The sequence below is a fragment of the Botrimarina sp. genome, from assembly GCF_040219535.1.
In the GTDB taxonomy this organism is placed as follows: Bacteria; Planctomycetota; Planctomycetia; order Pirellulales; family Lacipirellulaceae; genus Botrimarina.
Map to the genome: position 1 here is coordinate 117,140 of NZ_JAVJSH010000036.1, position 23,209 is coordinate 140,348.

The 23,209-nt window shown below is 70.9% G+C and carries 18 protein-coding genes; 3 read left to right on the forward strand and 15 right to left on the reverse strand.

Going from position 1 to position 23,209, the window contains the following annotated elements; genetic code table 11:
• Positions 1-138 precede the first annotated feature (138 nt).
• Positions 139-507 (forward strand): TraR/DksA family transcriptional regulator, encoded by a 369-nt coding sequence (locus RIC11_RS19925; protein WP_350214152.1) that lies wholly within the window; start codon positions 139-141, stop codon positions 505-507.
• A 28-nt stretch (positions 508-535) separates the two neighbouring features.
• On the opposite strand, the gene RIC11_RS19930 is transcribed toward RIC11_RS19925, so the two are convergent.
• Positions 536-4,204, reverse strand: coding sequence for a mechanosensitive ion channel domain-containing protein (locus RIC11_RS19930; RefSeq protein WP_350214153.1), 3,669 nt, complete (start codon positions 4,202-4,204; stop codon positions 536-538).
• Between the two features lie 729 nt (positions 4,205-4,933).
• Between RIC11_RS19930 and RIC11_RS19935 the strand changes: the two genes are divergently transcribed.
• Positions 4,934-7,126, forward strand: a complete 2,193-nt coding sequence (locus RIC11_RS19935) for a carboxy terminal-processing peptidase (RefSeq protein ID WP_350214154.1) — start codon at positions 4,934-4,936, stop codon at positions 7,124-7,126.
• A 31-nt stretch (positions 7,127-7,157) separates the two neighbouring features.
• Here RIC11_RS19935 and RIC11_RS19940 read toward each other — a convergent pair whose 3' ends face one another.
• From RIC11_RS19940 to aroE, 11 genes are all read right to left on the reverse strand, one after another.
• Positions 7,158-7,979: an MBL fold metallo-hydrolase gene (locus tag RIC11_RS19940; protein WP_350214155.1), complete on the reverse strand. Its 822-nt coding sequence runs from the start codon at positions 7,977-7,979 to the stop codon at positions 7,158-7,160.
• A gap of 182 nt (positions 7,980-8,161) precedes the next feature.
• Complete coding sequence (locus tag RIC11_RS19945; RefSeq protein WP_350214156.1) at positions 8,162-8,578, reverse strand: TadE family protein; 417 nt, start codon at positions 8,576-8,578, stop codon at positions 8,162-8,164.
• Between the two features lie 36 nt (positions 8,579-8,614).
• Positions 8,615-9,748: a VWA domain-containing protein gene (locus tag RIC11_RS19950; RefSeq protein ID WP_350214157.1), complete on the reverse strand. Its 1,134-nt coding sequence runs from the start codon at positions 9,746-9,748 to the stop codon at positions 8,615-8,617.
• Positions 9,749-9,781: 33 nt separating this feature from the next.
• The gene (locus tag RIC11_RS19955) at positions 9,782-10,183 is read right to left on the reverse strand and encodes a TadE/TadG family type IV pilus assembly protein (protein ID WP_350214158.1); all 402 of its coding nucleotides are present in this window, start codon (positions 10,181-10,183) and stop codon (positions 9,782-9,784) included.
• A gap of 35 nt (positions 10,184-10,218) precedes the next feature.
• On the reverse strand, positions 10,219-10,671 hold the full coding sequence (locus RIC11_RS19960) for a sensor histidine kinase (RefSeq protein ID WP_350214159.1): 453 nt from the start codon (positions 10,669-10,671) through the stop codon (positions 10,219-10,221).
• 266 nt (positions 10,672-10,937) lie between these two features.
• Positions 10,938-11,552 (reverse strand): imidazole glycerol phosphate synthase subunit HisH, encoded by a 615-nt coding sequence (gene hisH, locus RIC11_RS19965; RefSeq protein WP_350214160.1) that lies wholly within the window; start codon positions 11,550-11,552, stop codon positions 10,938-10,940.
• A gap of 194 nt (positions 11,553-11,746) precedes the next feature.
• Positions 11,747-12,580 carry an OmpA/MotB family protein gene (locus RIC11_RS19970; protein WP_350214161.1) on the reverse strand — a complete coding sequence of 278 codons (834 nt, stop codon included), beginning with the start codon at positions 12,578-12,580 and terminating at the stop codon, positions 11,747-11,749.
• 250 nt (positions 12,581-12,830) lie between these two features.
• The gene (locus tag RIC11_RS19975; protein ID WP_350214162.1) at positions 12,831-13,292 is read right to left on the reverse strand and encodes a hypothetical protein; all 462 of its coding nucleotides are present in this window, start codon (positions 13,290-13,292) and stop codon (positions 12,831-12,833) included.
• A 54-nt stretch (positions 13,293-13,346) separates the two neighbouring features.
• Complete coding sequence (locus RIC11_RS19980) at positions 13,347-14,684, reverse strand: prepilin peptidase (RefSeq protein WP_350214163.1); 1,338 nt, start codon at positions 14,682-14,684, stop codon at positions 13,347-13,349.
• 97 nt (positions 14,685-14,781) lie between these two features.
• Positions 14,782-15,333 (reverse strand): shikimate kinase, encoded by a 552-nt coding sequence (locus tag RIC11_RS19985; protein WP_350214211.1) that lies wholly within the window; start codon positions 15,331-15,333, stop codon positions 14,782-14,784.
• A 168-nt stretch (positions 15,334-15,501) separates the two neighbouring features.
• Positions 15,502-17,004 carry a shikimate dehydrogenase gene (aroE, locus tag RIC11_RS19990; protein WP_350214164.1) on the reverse strand — a complete coding sequence of 501 codons (1,503 nt, stop codon included), beginning with the start codon at positions 17,002-17,004 and terminating at the stop codon, positions 15,502-15,504.
• A gap of 229 nt (positions 17,005-17,233) precedes the next feature.
• Here aroE and RIC11_RS19995 point away from each other — a divergent pair, with 229 nt between their 5' ends.
• Positions 17,234-17,860: an EF-hand domain-containing protein gene (locus RIC11_RS19995; RefSeq protein ID WP_350214165.1), complete on the forward strand. Its 627-nt coding sequence runs from the start codon at positions 17,234-17,236 to the stop codon at positions 17,858-17,860.
• Between the two features lie 60 nt (positions 17,861-17,920).
• On the opposite strand, the gene RIC11_RS20000 is transcribed toward RIC11_RS19995, so the two are convergent.
• The 3 genes from RIC11_RS20000 to RIC11_RS20010 form a co-directional block, all read right to left on the reverse strand.
• The gene (locus RIC11_RS20000; protein ID WP_350214166.1) at positions 17,921-18,964 is read right to left on the reverse strand and encodes a DUF1559 family PulG-like putative transporter; all 1,044 of its coding nucleotides are present in this window, start codon (positions 18,962-18,964) and stop codon (positions 17,921-17,923) included.
• Between the two features lie 398 nt (positions 18,965-19,362).
• Complete coding sequence (gene mutL, locus RIC11_RS20005; protein ID WP_350214167.1) at positions 19,363-21,372, reverse strand: DNA mismatch repair endonuclease MutL; 2,010 nt, start codon at positions 21,370-21,372, stop codon at positions 19,363-19,365.
• A gap of 391 nt (positions 21,373-21,763) precedes the next feature.
• Positions 21,764-23,176: a sigma-54-dependent transcriptional regulator gene (locus tag RIC11_RS20010; protein WP_350214168.1), complete on the reverse strand. Its 1,413-nt coding sequence runs from the start codon at positions 23,174-23,176 to the stop codon at positions 21,764-21,766.
• Positions 23,177-23,209: the final 33 nt, after the last annotated feature.

The window sequence follows — 23,209 nt, forward strand, 5'->3', positions numbered from 1 at the left end:
CGCCGCGCCCGTGCCGCGGGGCATTGGAATGCGCTTTGCGTCATCGGTTCGGACACCCCCATTACCGGACAAAGCGCGCGGGCCGATGCGCTCCCCAGGGGCCGCCCCGCCATCACCAAGCCAAGGAGGACCTTCCCGATGACAGCCACCACCGCCGGACACTACGCCGACCGCCTCAACCGCGAACTGTTAGACACGCAGAACGAGCTCGGCCGCAACGACTCGGCGCGGGTCGAGACCATCGCGGCGCCGGGCGACCTGTCTAACGTGCCGCAGCACAACGCCGACGCCGACTCCGAAGGCCTCCGCGTGCGGATCGCCGAAGAGCAGCGCGAGCGCGAGAAGCTCGAAGCGATCGAAGCGGCGCTGCTCCGGATCGAGTCGGGCCAGTTCGGCCTGTGCACCGCCTGCCAGACGCCGATCGACGAAGAGCGGCTCGACGCGGCGCCCTGGGCCGCCAAGTGTGCCTCCTGCGCGCGCGAAGACTCCTGGACGCGGCTCCGCTGAACGGCGCCGCCCTCAGCGACCGCCCGCCTCAGGCCGCATTCTGCTTGCGGTCTTTGGTGGCGGTCTCCGGAGCACTCTCCCCCTCCCGGATCGCCTTCATCAAGGCGGCCGGCGCGGTGCGGATGTGCAGGTCGCGTTGCGGGAAGGCGATCTCGATCCCCTCACGAGCGAACGCGCGGTTGATCTCGGTGTGCAGGTGATGGATCACGTCCAGCCGGCCGTCGAGCGTGGGCAGGTACGTGCGCAGCACCAGGTTCAGCGAGTTGTCGCCAAAGCCCTCGAAGGTCGCTAGCGACGGCGGGTCCTTGAGGATCAGCGGGTGGTCGTTCGCCACCTGCAAGAGGATCTCGCGCGCCCGCTCGGTGTCGGAACCGTAGGCCACGCCGATGTTGATGACGATCCGGTTGGTCTTGTCCGACAGGGTCCAGTTCAGCAGCCGCCCGGTGATGAACTCCTTGTTGGGCACGACATACTCTTTGCGGTCCCAGTCGGTGATCGAGGTGGCGCGGATGCGTATCTTCGAGACCACGCCCGTCACGCTGTCGACGGTGACCACGTCGCCCACGCGGATCGGGCGCTCGAGCAGGATGATCAGCCCCGCGACGAAGTTGGCGAACATCTCTTGCAGCCCGAAAGCGAGGCCGAACGTGAGCGCGGTTGCGAGCCACTGCACCTGCGACCACTCCAGGCCGATCGCCGAGCAGCTCGTCACCACGCCGACCAGCACGATCGCGTAGCTGACCAGCGTGGTGATCGCGTAGCGGACCGAGGCCTCCATCGGCAGCTGCTGGAGGACCGCCATCTCGAGCAAGCCGGGGCCGTTCTTCGCGATGACGAACGTCACGAACGCGACCAGCAGGGCTAGCGCCAGGTCCGACAAGGTGACCGCCTCGCCCGGCGCGGCGCCAGCGGGCGTAGCGGGCGTTTCGCTCGGCGCGACGGCGGGCAGGCCGGGCAGGGCGGGGGCGTCGCTCGAGGGCGGCGGCGCCGACGCGACGGCCGAGCCGCCCCACAGCTTGTACTCGTCCAGCATCCCCAGCGCCGGCAGCACCTGCACCCAGATCAGCCACAGCCCCACGACCGACGCCGCGAACATGCCCGTGGTCACCAGCCGCCGGGTCTGCTCGCTGTGGGCCACCAGGTCCGCCTGCGGCGCACTCGTGGCGATGCCGGCCGTCTCGCCGCCGGCGGTCTCGCCCGCCGCGGCGGCCGCGGCGGCGGCCTGCGCGCGCTCCTTCGCCTGGACCATCGCCAAGTGCCGGCGCCGCAGCATCAACATCCGCAGCGCGACCGACCGCAGCACGACCAGCGTGGCCAGGAAGCAGACCGTCTCGGACACGCGCCAGGCGAGCGTGCTCGCCGTGTAGTAGTACCCCGTGAACGCCAGCACCCCCAACGCGATCGGCGCGGCCGCGGCCAGGCACGGCCACAAGCGGCGGAGCCGCTCGGCCCAGCTCCCCTTGTTGTACGCGTAGTACTCCTTGAGCACGCCGCCCGGCGCGAGGAGCGAGAACACGACCGCGGCGGCCACGACCATGCCGGCGATAAAGAGCGTGCGCTCGAGCGAGTCGCGGCCGTGCGACGCGTCGAGCGCGCCGAGCATCGTGGTCGCGGCGGCGATCGGCAGCCCGACCAGCGCCAGCAGCCGCGCGCCGCGGCGCAACGCTCCGGTCACGCCGCGCGACCAGCCGAAGTGGCTCTGCGCAAGCCCGTTGCGGCGGCACGACTGACGCAGCAATTCCAGCGGCGCCCACAGCCAACCGGCCAGCCACATCCCCTCGCCCACCGCGCCGGCGAAGCCGGTCGCGTCCGGCGCGACGCGCAGCCTCCAGCCGATCGCCAGCAAGAGCGCGGGCCACACCGCCGCGACCAAGACGGTCCTTACGGCGGCCTGGTAAGTCGGCATGATCGACCGGCAGTTGGCCTTCTCGGCGACCTCGCCCGCCGCGGTGATCGACTTGCGTAGCCGCGACCCTTGCGAAGCAACGGCCACAAAGCCGACCACAAACAGGCCCCACGCCCACGGCCGCCGCACCAGGTCGCCGGTCGCCTGCCGCCCCAGCCGCGCCCAAGCGACGGGGCTCATCGCGGCGAGGTCCGCCTCGTCCAGCGCGTAGTCGTTGGCCAGCGACTTGCCGCTGCGGATCCACAACACCCGCTCGTCGATGAACTCCTCGTACGTCGAGACGAGGTCGACGTAGCGTTCCTCGGCCAGCGTCAGGTCGGACAGGGTCTCGATGTACTTGGCGCCGTTGCCCATCAGCTGATCGAGGTAGTCCCGCTGCCGTTCGAGGATGTCCTTGGCGGCCTTCGCCAGGAAGTCGAGGTCCGCGCCCGCCGGCGCCTCGGCGACGATCTCCGCCGCGCGGTCCTCGAGGTTGGCGAGCTCGTCACGGGTGTCGCCGTAGTCGAACAGGTCGTACTCGAGCTCCTCCAACACCGGGCGCCGCGCGGCGATCGACTCGGTGTAGACCGACGTGTCGGGGAGCGTCTTGCGTTGCTTGCGCAGCAGCGCGCCGACCGAGCTGATCGAGCCCACGTTGGCGACTCGGTTCTTCGTTTGTTTGAACTGCTTCTCGAGCGCCGCGCACGCGTCGCCGACCGCCTTGAGCTCTTGCTCGGCTTCGTTGAGCTGCTGCGTGAGCGCGTGGGCGCGCTCCGCCAGCGCCTTGTTGTGCTCCGCGTGGCTCTTCAGATCCTGGCTGGCGATGATCACCTCCATCTCTGCCTGCCGGAGCGACTCCTTGGCCTCCTGCTCGCGGCGCTGCTTGACCAGTTCGCGGGTCTGCGCGAGGAGCTTCTCGGCCTCGACCACGCGCCGCGCGGCGAGGTCGGTCCGCACACGGACCAGGTTCGCCGCGTCCTCGGCGTCGTACTTGGCGAGCTCCGCCTCGAGCGCGACCAGTTCCGCCGACAGCGCCCGCCGCCGCGCCGCCTGCTCGGCGGCCCGGGCGCTGGTCGCCAGCGGCGGCTCGTCGGCCGCCGGGACGACCGGCGCGAGCTCGCTCAATTGGGTCTGGAGGTTGGTCACAGCGGTGCGGATGTCTTTGCGTCGCTGGCCCCGCGCCTGGGGCTCCCCTTCGAGGGTCGCCCGCGCCTTCTTGTCGGCGGCCACGGTCGCTTCGAGCTTCGCTTGGTGCTGCTCCAGCTCGGCCACCGTGGCGTCATCGGGCGGCGCAGCGGCCGCCGCTTCGGCGGGTTGCTCGAGCTTCTGCTGCGCCTCGGCGAGCCGCTGCGGAACCGCCGCCGCTTCGGCGCGGAAGGCCTCGGCGCGGGCCGCGTGGTCGGCGGCGAGCTGCAGGTCGGCCGCGGCGGCGGTGAGCGCGGCCGTGATCGGCTTGCGGGCCTCGTCCGACAGGTCGGCGGCGGTCTCTGCGTCGCGTTGCAGACGCTGCAGTTGCTCGGCGGTCAGCTCGGCGGCCGACGCGGGCGACTCGGGCGATTCGGCCGAAGCCAGCTCGACCCCCGCCGCGGGTTCACCCGCCCAGCCGCTCGGCGTGCCGCCGCCCACCGCCCACTCGGCGGGGTAGTCGGCGCCATTCGGCAGAGCGAGCGGCGCCGCGGCCGGCTGTGTAGGTGGCAGAGCGACCGGCTGCGCCGGGCTGGCCCAGGGCTCCTCAGAGCCGGCGCTGGCGGCCAGCATCGACACACAGAAAGCAACAACGACGCGCCGCATCGGCGCGAGCGAACAAAGCATGACGGTTCCTTCCGTTTCGCTTGGGCGGCTTTTCCTAAGCACTCCCACACCCGGCCGAGCCACTCCGATAGAGCGGCTGCGGCGCGGCGACGCCGATCCTATGGCGATTCGCCCGCCAACGCCAAGGGAAGTCTGCCGCGCAGACCGCTCGGCGGACAAATCGCCGGCCACACGGCCCCGATCAAGGAAAATGGCGCCGTGCGCCGCCAAAACCTCGCCCCAGCCGCGCGGCCGGCGGCGCCGCTGTAACGAAACCCTAAGCTGCTGGCCTTAAACGACTTAACATGGGTTTCGTGACAGGTTTCGCGACATTTCGCCGTAATCGTGGGCGTGTCGCGTTGCGTATCAAAAAAGCTGCGGCTAGGCGCAGGGGGCGTAGTGGCTGGGGTGGCCCTCTGGCGATGGCCGGACGGCCCGAACCGCGGCGGCTACGGTGGCGTAGAGCGGGGGCAGTGGAGCGCTCAGTGTGGCCTGCGATCTTGCCCTGCTTACCGAGGGCGCGATACTTTCCAGGCCGTCCAGCCCGGCATCGGGCGCCAAACGGATGTTTAGGTCGGTTTGGCAGGCGCGGTTAGAATCGACAAGTCGGCCGCGGCGTCTGCCCGGCCTTAGCTGCTGATGCCACAGCCGCCTTTGAGCCGAAAAACAATAAGAATGTCTAGCCTGCCCGCGGGCCGTCCCGCCGCCCCCGCGCTTTCCCTCCGAAGCACCTCAGGCCCAAGCAACCGCATGCGTCGAACCGCCCTTGCTCGCCCCCAACAGCCGGCCCGCTTTCGATCGCTGGGGGCGCTTGTGCTAGCGCTGGCGATAGCCGCATCGAGCCTGGTCGCCACGCCCGCCGCCGCCCGCCCCGCGCCGCCGGACCAAACGGACCGCGCGATCGCGATCCTGGTCAGCAAGCGGATGCAGCGTGAGCACCTGAGCAAGAAGCCGATCAACGACGAGATCTCCGAGCGGACGCTGACGGCGTTCCTCGAGCGGCTCGACCCGCTGAAGCTGTACTTCTATCAGTCGGACGTCGACCAGTTCGGCAAGTACCGCGACCAGCTCGACGACCTGTTCCGCAACGGCCGGGTGGACTTCGCCCACGTGGTGTTCGACCGCTTCCTGCAGCGGGTCGACGAACGCGTCGACACCGCGCTCGGGTTCGTCGACACGCCGCACGACTTCACCGTCGACGAGGAGATGGTCACCGACGCGGACGCCACCGACTACCCGAAGACCCCCGAGGAAGCGGCCGAGCGGTGGCGCAAGCGGGTCAAGTTCGACCTGATGATCAAGATCGCCGAGGCCGAGGCCGAGCTGCTCGACGAGGCGGCCGCCGAGGGCGGCGCCGAGGAGATCGAGGGTCTCCGTGTCGGCAAGCGCGTCGCGTTGCCCGAGGGCGCCAGCCTGGCCGAGGCGCGCGAGAAGCTCCGCAAGCGCTACAGCTCGCTCCGCAAGCGGTGGGAGCAGACCAGCAGCAACGAGCTGCTCGAGCTGTACGTGACGTCGCTCACCAGCGGCTTCGACCCCCACTCCAGCTACCTGTCGCCCGAGACCCTCGACAACTTCGAGATCTCGATGCGGCTCGAGCTGGACGGCATCGGCGCGTCGCTCAAGAGCGAGGACGGCTACACCCAGGTGGCCGAGGTGATCGCCGGCGGCGCGGCCGACGAGCACGGCGAGCTGGTCAAGGGCGACATCATCACCGGCGTGGGCCAGGGGACCGACGGCCCGATCGAAGACATCGTCGACATGAAGCTCAACGACGTCGTGAAGCTGATCCGCGGCAAGCGGGGCACCATCGTGCGGCTGCAAGTCAAGCCGGTCGACAACCCGAACAACCTCGTCGAGTACGTGATCACCCGCGACCGCATCGAGCTGAAGAACCAAGAGGCCCGCAGCACGATCCTCGAGACCGGCCAGAAGCCGGGCGGTCAGCCGTACCGGATCGGCGTGATCGACCTGCCGAGCTTCTACATGGACATGGACGGCGCCCGCGAGGGCAAGCCGGACTTCAAGAGCGCCACGCGCGACGTGCGCCGGCTGCTCGACGGGTTCGAAGAAGAGGCGGCCGCCGGCCGGCCGATCGACGCGGTCGTCGTGGACCTGAGGTTCAACGGCGGCGGCTCGCTCACCGAGGCGGTCAACCTGACCGGGCTGTTCATCGACCACGGCCCGGTCGTCCAGGTCAAGGGGACCGACGGCCGCACGCTCCCCTACGCCGACGAGGCCCCCGGCATGCAGTGGGACGGGCCGCTGGTCGTGCTGACCAACCGCTTCAGCGCGTCGGCCAGCGAGATCTTCGCCGGCGCGATCCAGGACTACGGCCGCGGCATCGTCGTCGGCGACCAGTCGACCCACGGCAAGGGGACCGTCCAGCAGCTTTTCGACCCGGGCCGCCAACTGTTCGGCAACAAGAACCTGGGCGCGATCAAGATCACGATCCAGCAGTTCTACCGCCCGGGCGGCGACAGCACCCAGAACCGCGGCGTGCTGTCCGACGTCACGCTGCCCAACCTGACCGACCACCTCGAGGGCGTGACCGAGGCCGAGATGGACTACGCGTTGCCCTTCGACCGCGTCGACAAGCAGCCGCACGACTGGCACGGCATGGCGGGCCCGGAGATCGCCAACCAGCTGCAGTCGCGTTCCAAGGAGCGGGTCGCCGAGTCGGAGGAGTTCGCCGAGGACCTGAAGCGGATCGAGCGGTACGAGGCCCAGAAGGACCGCCCGACCATCTCGCTGAACCTGGCCGAGTTCCTCGCCGAGCGGGAGAAGCTCGACACCGACAAGGAGAAGGAAGAGATCGGCGAGCAGATGTCCGACTCGGACCGGCCGGTCTTCGACGCCGAGGACCACTACAACCGCGAGACCTTGGAGATCACCAAGGACTACATCAAGCTGCTGCGCGAGAACAAGCTGGCCATCGCCCGCTGAGCGGGCCGGCCGGCCCGGCGGCCACGCGGGATCACGTGAGCGGGACCCGCAGGCCGTCGTAGGCCAGGTCCATGCCCTCGGGCAGCTCGGCGCAGGTCGTCGCGTAATCGAGGTCGTGGCTCATGTGCGTGAAGTAGGTCTGCTTCGGCCCGAGCTCCTCGGCCAACGAGACCGCCTGATCCAGGCTCAGGTGCGTGGCGTGGCCCGACCGCCGCAGCGCGCCGAGGATCAGCACGTCGAGCCCCGCCAAGTGCTCCTTGCTCTCGTCGGGCATGCCGTTCAGGTCGGTGCAGTACGCGACGTTCCCCACGCGGAAGCCCAGCGTGTCGAAGTTCGGCCCGTGGGTCTGCCGCACCGCGGTGAAGCGCGCGCCGAGCACTCCGATCTCGGGCCAGCCGCCATTGACCGGGCCGATCCGCTCGAACCGCAGCTCGGGCACCGCGCCGCGGTGCAGGTTCGGCCGGCGGCGGAACGCGTAGTCGAACGACTTGCGGATCCGCTGCTCGGTCCACTCCTCGCAGTACAAGGGGAGCGGGCCGTTCAGGTAAAACTGCATCAGCCGCAGGTCGTCCAGACCGAACAGGTGGTCCGCGTGCTCGTGGGTGTACAGCACCGCGTGGACCACGCCGATCCGCTCGCGCAGCAGCTGCTGGCGGAGGTCCGGCGGCGTGTCGATCAGCAGGTTCCCTTCCGGCAGGCCGAGCACCACGCTGCAGCGGGTCCGGTTGTTCTTGGGGTCGTCGCTCGTGCAGACAGGGCAGCCGCACCCGATCGCCGGCACGCCGACGCTCGTGCCGGTCCCCAGCACGATCATCTGGCCGCGGAGATCGGTCGACACGGCTTCGCTAGGCACGGCGCAGGGGGCAGGGCAGGGGGCAACCGAGTCTGGGGGCGGGCGTGGGGGCCAACCGAGTCTGGGCCACGCCCGGTCGGCCGTCCAGGGTGATTATCCCCCGCTGGCCTGCCGCGTCCTAGCGGCTCGCTCTCTGACCACGCCGGTCGCGCGGGTTCCCTGCGAGCCCGGCAAGGGCGGCGCTAGCGCGTCTGCACCCGCTCGGTGCGTAGCGTCGAGCGCGAGGTGAGCGTGCGGCCGCGCGTGAACTTGGGCACGACCCAGCCGTTCTGGTCGAGCGGCACGCTGATCGCCACCGAGACCTCTTCGGTGTCGGTCGTGATCACCGCCGGCGTGGGGTCGACCGTGGCGCCGCGCGCCCCGGCCACGCGCAGCAGCAGGTTGGCCGCGTCCCGCGCGTCGTCGGCCGTGGCGCCCGGCACCATCGCGGCGCGGGCCGCCTCGTAGGCGGCGTTGTCGGCAGTGTGCCGCAGCACGTTGAGCCGCGTGAACTCGAACATCGCCAGCAGCACCATGAAGAAGACCGGCGCGACGATGGCGAACTCGACGGCGGTCGCGCCGCGGCGGACCGGGCGGCGGCGTTGGCGGCGGTGGGGCATGGGTGTCGGCTCGTGGGGAGCGGCAGCGGGCGGGCGTCAGTCGGTGATCAGCACGGGCAGCGTCCGCGCGATCTCGCGGAACGCCTCGGCGAGGTCGCCGGCGGTGTCGGCGTGGTAGTACTGCCCGCCGGTGCGGCTGGCCACGGTCCGCAAGCGGCGGCTGTCGGCGTTGGGGCTGAAGCCCACGGTGTGCACCGTGCAATTGGCCCGCGCCGCGTCGTTGGCGACGTTCTCCGGCGTGACCCCTTGGTTGTGGCGGCCGTCGGTCATCAGCACGATGGTCTTGACCGCGTAGGGCCGCGCGTCCTCCAGCGCTTCGATCCCCTCCCGGAGGCCCTGCCCGATCGCCGTGCTCCCGCCGATGCCGTTCTGCATGAACGCGGCCATCGTGGCGTTGATAGCCGAGTAGTCGGTCGTCAGCCGGTTGTGCAGCGACGCCGTCGGGAAACGCAGGTCGCCGTTCGGGCACGACTGCCGGAAGCGGCTGCTGTAGCTCACCAGCGCGAGGTGCTCCTCGGGGTAGGTCACCTCGAGCTCGTCGACGAAAGCGGCGACCGCCTCGGTCAACGCGGCGAACCGGGTCCGCGAACCGAGCGGCCCGCAGTTCTGGCCGTTGCCCGTGCCGCCGAAGCTGATGTCCAGGCCCATCGATCCCGAGCGGTCGATCACCAGGCAGATGTCGCGCTCGAGCATGGTGCTCGTGGCCGTCATCTGCGGCTCGAACGCGGGCGTGCCGAGCACCGAGCCGAAGAACAGGTTCACCCGCCCGCCGGCCGATCCGGCCGTGCGGCTGCCGGTCACGCGGACCGCGTTGATCGTGCCGCCGCCGGAGCGGAACGTGAACCGCGCGCCGGCCGACGGCTGCGTCGACTCGCCGAACTCGACCTCGCCGGGCGAGACCGCCAGGCCGGCGCCGGCGACCGGGTTGCGGCTGGCGGCTTCGATCGCCGCGTCGCGCGCGGCGACGCGGTCCTGGCGGAGCGACAGGGTCTTCGCGCCGGCGCGGCTGGCGGCGTCGGTCGCGGTGCGGAGCTCGGTGCGGACGAGCTGCATCCAGGCCACGTCGATCGCGAACGCGACCATCAGCACGATGACCGGCATCAGCACCGCGACGAGCACGAGGATCGCGCCGCGGCGGTCGGCGGCGGGACGGTGGGGGCGGCGGGGCATGTCGTTCGGAGCGGGTGGGGGAGCGGCCGCGGGTCAGAACTCTTTCATAAACGTGGCGGTCGCGCTCAGGCGGCTGGCGCCGAAGAACCGCAGCGGCACGACGCGGTTCTGGTCGGTCGGCGCCGAAACGACCACCGTGAAGTAGTCGCCAGCAGCGACCGCACCGAGGTTGCCACCGGCGGCCGTGGCTTGGCCGCCGCGGACGCCGCGGTCGGCGAGCACGGCCATCGCGGCGGCCTCGGCCTCCGCGGCGGTCGCGCCGGGCAGCAACGCCTTGTGCGCGCCCTCGTACGCGGCCACGGAGATCGACTGCTTGAGGAAGATCATCGAGCAGCACTCGAGCGACCCGAGCAGCAGCAGCATCAGCACCGGCAGGCAGACCGCGAACTCGGTCGCGGCGAGTCCGCGGCGTCGTGTGGTGGCGGGGCGATTCACGGCGGCGGTTCGGCGGGGTTCGGGGCGGGGCGGGTTCAGCGCGACGCTTGCGAGTCGGCCTCGTTGTCCGATGGCGCCCGGTGGTTCACACGCTGGATCATGGCGTTGAAGTCGGCGGCCACGTCGTGCCAGAAGTCGCCGCGGCGGAGCTCGATCGGGCCCGGGTCCTCGCCCCGCGCGAGCGCGCGCGTCGCGTCGCGGAAGCGCGCCATCGGGCCGGCGAACTTGTTCGAAAGCTTGATCGCGTCGTAGATGAACAGCGGCGCGAGGCTCAGCAGCACGATCAGCAGCGGCCCGTACACCCGCCAGGCGCTCCGCAGGTGGTCGGCGAAGGGCGTGAACGGGTCGACGAGCCAACGCAAACCAACCACCAGCGTGGCGGCCAACGCGATGAACAGCAGCCAGTGCAGAGCCATCCGCCGCGCGAGCGCGCCCTGCACCTCGGGGTCGACGTACTTGATCTTGCGTTTCGTTGCGGGCTTGTTCACGTGAGGCTCCCCAGGGCCGAGGCGCGGTGCGGACAGAACGCGTCCACCATCCGTGGAACCGTAGCTCGCGTTCCGCGCCGCCGCCGCGCGCCGCGGGGCCGCGCCGCCTGGAGCGACCGGGCCCGATCGCTCCAGGCGGCAGGACCGTCACCGGCCGATAGGGCAGCCGCCGCGCGCGGTCGCTGGTTGCCCGCAGAGAAACGCCGTTCGGGCGTTTTCCAACCTCGGCCAGTTCGCAGCAAGCTGCTCACGCCTCGCAAAACGTGCTAGGCGAGGGGCAGCTCGGCGAAGTTCTTCAGCAGCCGGAGGCCGACCGACTGGCTCTTCTCCGGGTGGAACTGCGTGGCGAACAGGTTCCCGCGCCACACGCTGCTGCAGAACGGCCCGCCGTAGTCGGTCTCGGTCGCCACCACCTCCCGGTCGGCCGCCGCGACGTGGTACGAGTGCACGAAGTAGAAGTAGGCGCCGTCGTCGATGCCCTCGAAGATCGGCGGGCGGTGGACGAAGCGGACCTGGTTCCAGCCCATGTGGGGCACCTTCAGGTCGGCCGGCACGTCGAACCGCACGACCTGGCCCGGCAGCACGCCGAGGCCCCGGTGCCGGCCGTCCTCGTGGCTGACCTCGAACAGCATCTGCAAGCCCAGGCACACGCCCAGGAACGGCCGCCCCGACGCGATGAAGTCCTTCAGCGGCGCTTCCAGGCCGTGCTCGCGCACCGCAGAGAGCGCGTCGGCCGACGCCCCCACGCCCGGCAGGATGACCCGGCTAGCGGCGGCCACTTCATCGGGTGAGCGGGTGATCGTCGCGCTATGCCCGACCTTCTCCAGCGCCTTCTGCACGCTGCGGAGGTTGCCCATGCCGTAGTCGACGATGGCGATCAAGGGGAGGCTGCAGGCTTGAGGCGGGAGGCTTGAGGAAGCGCCGGGGGCATTGGTGGTCGTCGTTCGAGGGTTTGACGCCCCAATTCTCGCCGAGCGGCCCGCCGAAAACTAGGAGACACAGGCTTCGGGCTTCGGGCTTCGGGCTTCGGGCCTCAGGCCTCACGCCTCACGCCTCACGCCTCACGCCTCACGCCTCACCGCACCGAGTCCGGGTACACGACCATCTCTAGCCGGCGGTTCTTTTGGCGGCCGGCCTCGGTGCCGTTGGACGCGAGCGGGTGGTTCGCGCCGTGGCCGATCACGAAGAGCTGCGTCGCCGGGACGCCCGCCCGACGCAGCGTTTCGTACACGGCCGTCGCCTGGGCGACCGACAGGTGGTGGGCGGTCGGGTGCTGCGACGACACGACCGGCGCGCCGTCGGTGTGGCCCTCGATGCCGATCCGTCGGCCCGGGTACGCCTGCACCAGCTGCGCGGCGACGCTGCCGGCGAGCCGCTCGCCGGTGGGCTGCAACTGCGAGCTGCCGGTGTAGAACAGGTCGTCGGCCGGCAGCGTGACGCGGATCACGTCGCCGTCGGGGCGGATGTCCACGCCGGGCAAGCCGCGGAGCTCGATCGGCTCCAGCAGCGAGCTGCTCGGCGCGAAGCCGACCGACAGCGCCTGCCGCTGGTTGGCCGCGAGCAGCTTGTCGGCCCGCTGGCGGAGATCGGAGTTGTCGGTCTTCGCCGAGGCGAGTTGCTCGGCCGTGGCCTTCAGCTGGCCCTGCGTGGCGACGATCTGATCGCTCAGCAGCTGCACCTGCTGCCGCGACTGGGCCAGCAGGGACTCGAGCTCTTGGTTGTCGCTGTCCAGCTGGTCGGCGCGCCGCAGCAAGTCCGCTTCGCGGGCGGCGATCTGTTGCTGCTGATCGGCCGTGAGGGTCACCGGCTGCGGAGCGGCCGCCGATCCGTTGGGCCGGAACACGACGCGTCCGCATCCCGCTGCACACAGCAGGCAAAGGGCGAGCAAACTGACGGTCCAGCGCGGCATCGGGCTCCGGCCTCGGCGGCGCAGCGGCTGTGGGTCTCAGCGGCTGTGGGGCGCGGCGGAGACTAGCAACCCGCCGCGGAGGGGCCAAGGGCGGCTTTGGAAGGAGGCTGGAGGCCGGAGGCTGGAGGCTGGAGGACGCGCAGGGCCGGGCCTTGGCCGCACCTCGGATGGCGGAATGCTAGCGGCGGGCGGCGCCGTTTCCCTCCCGGGCCGCTTCAACGCCCCCCGGCGCTTCCTCCGGCCTACGGCCTCAAGCCTCCAGCCTCTTAATAAAATTCCTCCGCCGCCAAGCCGGCGCGTGGGCGACCCAGCCTTGGCGGGCGAGGAATCGGTCGGACAGGCGGGTGTTGGCCGCGTCGCACAGCAGCGCGCGGACGCCCTTCAGCTCCGCGATGTGGTCGAGCGTCTGCAGCGCCGCGCGGAACGTGGCGTAGCTGGCGCCGGCCGTGCAAGCCACGTAGCGCAGCGCGAGGAACGCGTCGTGCCCGCGGGGGTGGTTGTAGTACAGCCGGCACCGGTCCTCGGGGCCGCCGGGGCGCCAGCGGGGCCCCACGGGCCAGACTTCTCGCCAGCTCAGCAGGTGCGGCCAGGGCCGCAGCGTCACGCTAACGAGCCGGCCGCCGCGGGTCTCGATGACGCCGTACCGCCGGCGCTCGAGCAGCGCGCGGCCCGCTTCGGTGTCGGTGACGGTTTGGATCAGCGGCAAGAGCACGCCCGTGGCAGTGGTGCGGGGGAGATGGGGCTGCCTCGGCGGCCCGCGGCGCGCTCACGCGGCGACGGGCTCGTCGTCCCAATCCTCGCTTATGCCGAGCACGCGCACCTTGAACCACCGCCAAAGGACCAGCAGCACGCCGAGCACCGCCAAGCAGACGACCAGCACGATCGGCACGACCGGCCCGAGACCGAAGATCACCTCGCACCGCGGCCAGACCACGCCCCACTGGACCACCAGCACCGCCGCGGCCATGCACAAGAACGGCCCGTAGGGGACCTCGTCGCCGCGGCGCAGCACGACCTGGCTCACGCCGACCAGCAGCGCCGCGAACGGCGCGAGGAAGAAGATCAGCAGGCCGGCTTGCCAGCCGAGGAACGCGCCGATCATCATCATCAGGGTCACGTCGCCGAAGCCCATCGCCTCGCGGCCTAAGGCGGCCGTGCCGACGATCCGCACCGCCCACACGATCGAGCCGGCGCCGATCATCCCCACCAGGGCGGTCAGCAGCCCCTGCCACGCGGGGCCCCCCGCCAGCCACACCATCGAGATCAGCAGCACGCCGACGACGAGCATCTCGCGCAGAGGGCGCGAGCGCAGGTCGCGCAGCGAGCGCGTCAGCAGCAGCCCCAGCCCCCGCAGCACGCCCCGCCGGGTGCGCCACACGCGGGTCGACAGCGCGAAGCACCACAGCACGTAGCAGCCAAGGCCGATAGCGAGCGAGCTTTGGTTCCGCGGCCCGCCGGCGAGCGAGTCGGGCCACTCGCCGGGCGCGACCGCGTGCGTCGGCTCGGCGTAGACCGGCGCGCCGTTGGGGCCGGGGGTCAGGTCGCCCTTGAACCCCCGCAGGGCGACGCCGACCGCCGGCGCGGCGGCCCTCTCTTCCACGTTGGGCAACGCGGCCATCGGCATCGCGGTCATCAGTACCAGCGCGAGCAGCGTGCCGCGGACGGTGATCTCGTCCGGGATGGTCTTCTCGTCGACGTCGATGAGCGACGCCGCGAGCATCAGCCACGCCAGCACGAAGTGCGCCGCGAAGGCCCTCAGCCCCGAGTAGCCCTCCGCGGGCAAGCTCGCCAGCGGCTGCTGGACGACCAGCGCCTTCGCCGGCCAGACCTCCCACCAATAGAGCGCGGCCATCGCCGCGGCGAACGCCAGCTCCACGAGCATCGGACGCAGCCAGAAACCGCGGCCGAGCACGCCCGCGTCGCGACGCAGCCGCAGCCAGCCGAGCACCGGCACGCGGTCCAGCGCGGTCCGCCGCGCGACGCCCTCGGGCGTGGGCTGCCACGGCGACACGCGCCGGCGGTTCCACGCCAGTTCGTAAGCGGCCGCGTTGGCGAGCGACGCCGCCACAGCGGCCACGGCGAAGACGACAATCAGAGAGAGCAACACGCAGCCGGGGGGCGAGAGAGCGGGGGAGCGCGGCGTCGGAGCGGCCTGCCGCGCCGGCGTCAGGCCAGATTAGGGCCGATCCGCGACAGGCTGGCTAGGCCGCGCCCGGCCCGCCCAACCGCGCCAGGATCGCGTCGGCGAGGGCTTCGGGCGGCTCGCCGGCCGCGTCGACGCGGGCGGTCGCGCACCGGGCGTAGATCGGCTCGCGCTCGGCTAGCAGCCGCTGGACTTCTTCCAAACCGGCGAGGCCCGTGAGGCTCGGCCGCCGCGAGGCCGAGCCCGCGTCGGCCGCGATCCGCTCGGCCAGCACCGCCGCGGGGGCCATCAGCCACACGACCGGGCCGGCCGCGGCGAGCCGACGCCGCGTCGCGTCGCGGAGCACCGCGCCGCCGCCGAGGGCGACCACGGTCCGCTCGCGCTGGGAGGCCTCGCCGACGAGCCGCTCTTCGAGGTCACGGAAGGCCGCTTCGCCGTCGTCGGCAAAGATCGCCGCGATCGACTTGCCGGCGCGGGACTCGACCAGGTCGTCCGTGTCGACAAACTCCCAGCCCAGCCGCTCGGCCAGCACCCGACCCACGGTCGACTTGCCGCACCCGCGGTAGCCAACCAGAAAGACGCGTTCGGCGGCGAGCTGCGGTCGGGTAATGGGTGAGGCCTGAGGCTTGAGGCTTGCGGGGTGAGGTGTGAGGGGCTATACGCCGAGACTAGTTCTTTACCGTCCAACTCCGCATCCCGCATCCCGCATCCCGCATCCCGCTTCCCGCTTCCCGCTTCCCGCTTCCCTCGTCCCTCGTCCCTCGTCCCCCGTCCCTCATCAATACTTCACCGGCCCGATGGCGCGCTTGAGGGTCTCGCGCATGACGTCCTTCGGGGGTTCCGCGCCGGTGAACAGCTCGAACTGCAGGGCGGCTTGGCGGACGAACATCTCGACGCCGGTCACCACGCGGCAGCCGTGCTCGCGGGCCTCTTTGACCAGCAGCGTCGACTCGGGGTTGTAGACCGTGTCGAACACGACCATCGAGGGCCGCAGGTGGCCCTTGTGGTAGGGGGTCTCGTCGACGTTTGGGTGCATGCCGATCGGCGTGGCGTTCACGAGCACGTCGACCTCGGCGTTGTGCCGCGCTCCCCAGTCGACCGCGCGGCCGCCCAACTCTTTGGCGAGCGTGTCGGCGCGGCTCTTGGTGCGGCTGCAGACCACCGCGTGCGCGCCGCGCTTCTGCAGCCCGTAGAGGATCGCCCGCGACACGCCCCCCGCGCCGAGCACCAGCACGCGCTTGCCGGCCAGGCGCGTCGCCTCGCCGGGGACGGGCTCCTCGCCGGGCGCGCAGAGGCCCAGCTCGAGGGTGTCCATGGCGGCCTTGTAGTCGGTGTTGTAGCCCTCGGTCTGGCCGTCGTGGAACACGACGGTGTTGACCGCGGCGATCTCTTCGGACGCCGCGTCGACGCGCGACAGGTGGCCGGCGATCGCTTCCTTGTGCGGGATCGTGACGCTCAGCCCGCGGAGGCCCAGCGAGGCCGCCTCGGCCATGAACTCGCCCAGCGTGTCGGCCGGCACGCGGAACGGCAGGTACACCGCGTCGCGCCCCGCCGCTTGGAACGCCGCGTTGTGGATCTGGGGGCTGAGGCTGTGGCCGATCGGGTCGGCCACCACGCCGTACACGTCGGTCGCCGCGTTGATCTTGTCGTAGTTGTAGACCTCGTGCATCTGCTGGAAGCTGAGCTGCCCCGGCGCGAGCGCGCGCTCGTGGTGGAACGTCGCGTACGTGAACGGCGCGCCGAACTTCGCGCCGAGGATCCGCGACGGCGTGCCGATGTCGCCCATGCACATGCCGACGGTCGGCGTCTGCGCGTCCTTGACCAGCCGCAGCATGCGGATGTTGTCGGTCGGCTTCTGCGCCATCGTGGCGATCTTCACGACGTCGGCGTCGAGCTTCGCCATCGCCGCGTGCAGCACGGCGAGGTTCTCGGGCGTGTTGCGGAAGTTGTGGCAGCTGACGATCCGCTTGGTCTTGCCGTAGCGGGGGATCTTGCCGGCGATGTCCTCCTCGAGGTCGACGTAGTCCGCGCCCAGGGCGATCGCCTCGCGGAGCATCATCATCCGCTGCTCCTCGCTGCCGGCGAACTTGCCGCCGTCCTCCTCGCGGCGCACCGTGATGATGACCGGCGTGGGGCGGTCGGCCAGCAGGCGCTGGAGGTTCACCCGCGAGCTGATGTAGTCCAGCCGCAGCTCGACGAGCTTCGCCCCCTGCTCCGCCAGGTGCTTGTGCTCGGCGAGCATGTGCTTGTGCCGGCTGCGGCCGATGCTGACACAGATCATGGGGGAGGCTGCAGGCTGGAGGCGAAAGACCGGCGGTCGCGCCCGGCGGGGGGGCGATGCGGGCGACCGAACTGGGGAATCGACCCATTGTCGCCAGCCACAACGACCGACGCCAGTCGGGGGGAAGCAGCGGCCACACGCCGCGTCCGGTTGCGGCGCGGGGCGGGGCGGGATAGCGTGGCTTGCCGACTTCAAGATGTCCCTCGTCCGCCTGCGTTGAGGCGCCGCGATGCGTTCTGTGACCTGCCTGTTGATGGTGCTCTCGGTCGGTTGCTCTTACGGCCCCAGGGCGGTGCGGCCGGTGGACGTCGATCCGGACGAGGCGGCCGCCGAGGCGATGGCCCTCTACGACGCCGACTCCGACGGCTCGCTGGCTGGCGAGGAGCTCCTCGGCGTGCCGGGCGTCGTCATGGCCATGCGGTTTTACGACGCCGACACCGACGGCCGCGTGACCCAAGAAGAGATCCGCGAACGGATCGCCGGCTGGGAAGACCAGGGCCTCGGCTTCAAGCCGATGGGCGTGAGGGTCACGCTCGACGGGCGGCCCGTGGCCGACGCCGAGGTGAAGCTCATCCCGGAGCCCTACCTGGGCGACGCCGTGAAGCCGGCGGCCGGCACCACGCTGCCCGACGGGTCGGCCAACGTGTCGGTCAAGCAAGAGGACCTGCCGGCGGCCCTCAAGCAGCGGGGCCGGCCGTTCTACGGCGTGACCGGCGGCACGTACAAGATCGAGATCACCGGCGGCGACACGCCGATCGACCCGGCGAAGATCGACCCCAGCACGCCGCTGGGCGTGGAGGTCGCCTACGACACGATCCAGACGAACTTCCACCTGAACCTGAGGTCCCGCCGCTGAGCCGCCAGCGATCGCCCCGCGGCGTAGCTCGGCCCGGCGCCCGCCGCCGCGCGGCGCCGCTCACTTGCCCGAGTTGTTCTCCCACTGGTCGCCGTCGGCGCGAGAGCCGCGGACGTGGTGCAGCTCGGGGTCGACGTCGAACGCGACAAACTGGACCGACCCGTCGAGGAAAGCGAACAGCAGCCCCGCCGGGTGGGCGCTGCCGAAGTACTCGCGGCCGTCGAAGCCGGGCGTGTCTTGCAGCGGCGTGCGTTCGATCTGCAGGTTCGGCCAGTGGGTGGTCATCCGGATCACGTCGTCCTGGAAGCCGCAGTACATGCTCCAGTCGTCGTCGTGGGCGGTCCCCGTTTCGTAGAGGTTCGCGTCCAGGTGCTTCTCGCCGACGGCGTAGGTGTTGCTCAGCCCGTCGGTCACCTGGGCGATCTTGATCTCCGAGCCGCAGAAGGTGGGGCCGGAGAAGAGGTCGTCCTTGGGGGGCCACTTCTTGGTCCCCGCGTCGGCCTCCGCGTAGCTCCTGGGAAAGACCGCCTCGCAGCGGTCCTCCATGAACGTCTTCTCGAACCGCAGCTGCTGGAAGCTCTTGTTGACGATGTCCAACGCTCCGGCCGAAGCGGCGTAGTCGGTGCGCGCGTGCGCGGCGGCCAAGACCGGCGCGTTGAGCGGCTCGAACTGGCTCGAATTGGGGTACGCGCGCGACGCTCGCCGCGACGGGCAGTTCAGCAGGGCGACCGGCGTGGCGTCGCGCTCGATGATCTGTTGGTGCAGCGCGGCGCCCGAGAGCCCCGCGCCGAGGTCCCGCAGCGCTTGCTCCTCGATGTACGGCAGCAGGCTATAGACCCAGCCGCCCGGCTGGTCGACGCCGTAGCCGCGGTTGGGGTCGCCGGTGTAGACCCCGTACCAGCCGCCGCTGGGGAAGTAGCCGTGGGTCCCTTCGTGGTTGTGGTAACCCAGGCCGATCTGCTTCAGCTGGCTCTGGCACTGCGCGCGGCGCGCCGCTTCGCGGGCCGCCTGGACAGCCGGCAGCAGCAGCGCGACGAGGATGCCGATGATCGCGATAACGACCAGCAGCTCGACAAGCGTGAAACCTTTCCGCGATCGGGGCATGGGGGAGGGCCGGCCAAGAGGGGTTTGCGACGAGCAGCGAGCCGCGACGGTCAGCGAGAAGCGGCGAGGGTACTTACTTTATAGCAGCCGGCGCCGCCGCGGTGCACGGCAGAAGTCGGCGATTCGTCGGGGCAAGCGGCAGCCGACCCGGCACTCGCCCGTGTCTTCAGGCGGCAATTCTTGACGCCGTCGGTCCGAAGCGATGCGATAATCGCCAGGTCTGGCCGCGCCGAAACGTCGCCGCAACGCGTTTACAGGACTCGTCGCGCGTAACGTTTCCCCAACCTGTTACGCGGCAAGAACTTAAGCCCCGTTTCGTGACGGCATATCGCGACACTCAAAAAGGCGACGTGTCGCGTTTGTTTCATTCGAAGCGAGCGGCGTGCTCGGCGGCCCCTTCACCCGTTGCGTCCGAAGCGGCGGTCGAGCTCGGCCGTGGTGAACACCAGCGAGGTCGGCCGGCCGTGGGGGCAGTGGTGGTGGTTCTCTGTGTCGGGGCGCGCGGCGAGCAACGCGGCGATCTCTTCGTCGGAGAGCGGGTCGCCGTACTTGACGGCCGCCTTGCAGCTCATCGTGTGGAGCAGGTCGTCGACCACGTCGCGCGCGGTCTCCCGGGCGGTCGGGGCGGCCGCCTTCTCGGCCAGCTGGGCGGCGATCTCCCGCAGCGTGGCGCCGGGCGTGAGCCGACGCAGCAGCGCCGGAAACGAAGCCACGAGCACCGTGTCGCCGCCGAACGGCTGGACCTCCAGGCCGATCTGCCTCAGCGTGGCCGCGTGCTCCAGCACGGCGGCCGCTTCGGCCGGAGCCAGGTCGACCGGCTCGGGCACGAGCAGCTTCTGCGTTTCGAGCGGCCCGGCGAGCACCCGCTCGCGGAGCTGCTCGTACAGCACCCGCTCGTGCAGCGCGTGCTGGTCGATGACCTCCATGCCGCGGTCGGTCGGCACGACCAGGTAGCGGTTGTGGAGCTGCAGGGCCTTCCCGGCGCGGAGAGCCGGCTGCTCGCTCGGCGCGGGAGCCGCTTCGCTGGCCGGGTCGGCGGCGAATGGCCGCGGGTCGGCGACTGGCCGCGGGTCGGCGACTGGCCGTGGGTCGGCGGCGGCCGTGGGGGCTGCCGCGTGGTCGGGGCGGACGAAACGGTGCAGCTCGAGCGGCTCGCCTGCGGCGGGGAACGGCCGGAACGCGGGCACGCCGGCTGGCGGGTGCGTAGCGGCGGGCGTGCCCCCCTCGTCGAAGCGGCGCTGCTGGGCGGCCAGGCCCCGCTTGGCCCAAGCGACCAGCTCGGCCTCGCCGCCGGCGGCGGGCGAGCCGTCGTCGCGTTGCGTGGCGGTCGATCCGCTCGCTCCGGACCGCAGGTCGGTCGACAAGAACCGCTGGCGGAGCGTGCCGAGCAGCTGGCTGTAGAGCGGGCCGGAGTCGGCGAAGCGGACCTCGAGCTTCTGGGGGTGCACGTTCACGTCGACCAGCGCGGGGGGCATCGCCAGCCGCAAGAAGCAGATCGGCTTGCGGCCGGTGAGCAACAGCCCGCGGTAGGCCTCCCCCAGGGCGTGCTGAAGCGAGCGGTCGCGGATCGCGCGGTTGTTGACGAACAGGTACTGCAGGCGGGCGTGGGAGCGGCTCTGGCCCGGGTGGGCCACGAAGCCGCTGAGGGTGACCGGCCCGGCGTCGCGGTCGTCGCGGCTCTCCACAGGGATCAGAGCCTCGGCGAGCTCTTCGCCGAACAACGCGGCGATGCGCGCTCGCCAAGCGGTGTCTTCGCCGGCGCCGGCCGGGGCGCCGCGGGGGGTCCCGTCGGCGGTAGGCCGGCCACAGGGAGGCAAGTCGTGCTGAGTGCGGCCGTTGTGGGTGAGCGTGAAGTGGACCGCCGGGCTGGCCAGCGCGACGCGGGCCAGGGCCTCGGTGACGTGGCCCGCTTCGGTCCCGGCGGTGCGGAGGAACTTGCGGCGGACCGGCGTGTTAAAGAAGAGGTCGCGGACCTCGACCGTGGTGCCGACGGGGCAACCGGCCGGCGTGGGGCCGTCGACCGCATGGCCGCTGACCGACAGCTCGGCGCCGTCGGCGCCCTGCTGGCGGCTGCGGATCGTCAGCCGGCTCACGGCGGCGATCGAGGCGAGCGCCTCGCCGCGGAATCCGAGCGTGCCGACGCGGAAGAGCTCCTCGGCCGACGCGATCTTGCTCGTGGCGTGGTTCGTCACGGCGAGCGGCAGCTCGTCGGCCGCGATCCCGCCGCCGTTGTCGACCACGCGGATCAGCTCGGCGCCGCCGGCCTCGATCGCCACGTCGACGCGCGTCGCGCCGGCGTCGACCGCGTTCTCGAGCAGCTCCTTCACCACACTAGCGGGCCGCTCGACCACCTCGCCGGCGGCGATCTGGTTCACGACCAATGGCGGGAGGGGCTTTATCGCGGGCATCGAACCGGTCCGTGGTTCGAATGCGGAATTCGGAAGGCGGAAGGCGGAATCGCTCGCTCGGATTCCGCCTTCCGCATTCCGCCTTCCGCATTCAATTCAGCTTAACGTCGTTCTCACGTGGGAGGCTCGGCCGCGCGCCGACGAGCCCATGGAAGCAAATCGCTGCGACAATCCAGGGCGCCGGCTCGTTCAGCGAGACGCCAACCGCCCAACCTTCCGGCCAGACCCCATTCCGAATGGCCTGATATAACGCCGCTATCCCAAGCGTCAGCAGGATCAGCTGCGCGAGAGCAGAGCGGACCGTCACAAGGGTTGCCATGGTTGGGTTCGAAGTCGTTGGAGAGCGAGAGTAAGCATCTGCATTCCGCCTTCCGCATTCCGCTTTCCGCATTCAATTCAGCTCGTACTCTTTGATCTTCCGGTAGAGCGTCCGCTCGCCGATGCCGAGCATCTTGGCGGCTTCTTCGCGGTTGCCGCCGGTGACCTTGAGGGTCTCGGCGATGAAGAGGCCCTCGATGTCGGACATCGACTTGCCGACCAGCTCCGCCAGCGAGCCGGCGGCCGTCGGCGGCGCCTCGGCCCGGTCGCCGCCGAAGCCGCCGGAGAACTGCTCCGGCAGGTCGTCCAGGTCCAGCACGCCGTCCAGGTCCACGACGACCATCGACTCGATCGCGTTCTTCAGCTCGCGCACGTTGCCCGGCCAGTCGTACGCCAGGAGCCGCCGCCGCGCGGCGGGCGACACGCTCTTCACCTTCTTGCCGTGCCGCTTGGAGTGCAGCTTGAGGAAGTGCTCCACGAGCAGCGGGATGTCCTCGCGCCGCTCGGTGAGCCGCGGCAGGCGTACGGTGACCACCTTCAAGCGGTGGTACAAGTCCTCGCGGAAGTTCCCGTCGGCGATCGCCGCTTCGAGGTCGCGGTTGGTCGCCGAGAGGATCCGCACGTCGACCTTCTTCTGCTCGTTCGACCCCACGCGCGTGATCTGGCCCGACTCGAGCACCCGCAGCAGCTTGATCTGTGTGGCCGGCGGCATGTCGCCGACCTCGTCGAGGAACAGCGTGCCGCCGTCGGCGTACTCGAACTTCCCCACCCGGTCGTGCGACGCGTCGGTGAACGCGCCCTTCACGTGGCCGAACAGCTCGCTCTCGAGGATGTGCTCGCTGAGGGCGCCGCAGTTGAGCGCGACGAACGGCCGGCTCTTCCGCGGGCTGTTCTGGTGGATCGCTTGGGCGACCAGCTCCTTGCCGCAGCCGGTCTCGCCCTGGATCAGGACCGTGGCGTCGGTCGGCGCGATGCGGCTCAGGCGCTCGATCACGTCGCGCATGGCCTGCGACTCGCCGATGACCCCCTCGAAGCCGAACTTCTCGTCAAGCCGCTTGCGGAGCTCGGCGTTGGCCCGCCGCAGGTGTTGGCTGCGGCCCGCGTTGTCGACCACCGCGCGGAGCTGCCCCAGGTCGAGCGGCTTCAAGAGGTAGTTGAACGCCCCGCGACGCATCGCCTCGACGGCCGACTCGATCGTGCCGTGGCCGGTGACCAGGATCACCTCCGCGTCGGGCAGCCGCTCGCGCGCCTCGGCGAGGACCTCCAGCCCGCCCGAGCCGCCGGGCATGACCAGGTCCGTGACGACGATCTCGTAGTCGCCGGTGTCCATCAGCGCGACGGCCGCCTTGCCGCTGTGGGCCACATCGCACGCGTACCCGATCTTGCCGAGCGACTCGCTCATCGCTTCGGCGTGGGCCTCGTCGTTGTCGACCACCAGGACCCGGATCGGCGGGCCCGCGGCGGCGCGGTGGATGCTCTTTGCCATGGGGCAAAGTATGGGGGGAGCAGGCCGGAGGCG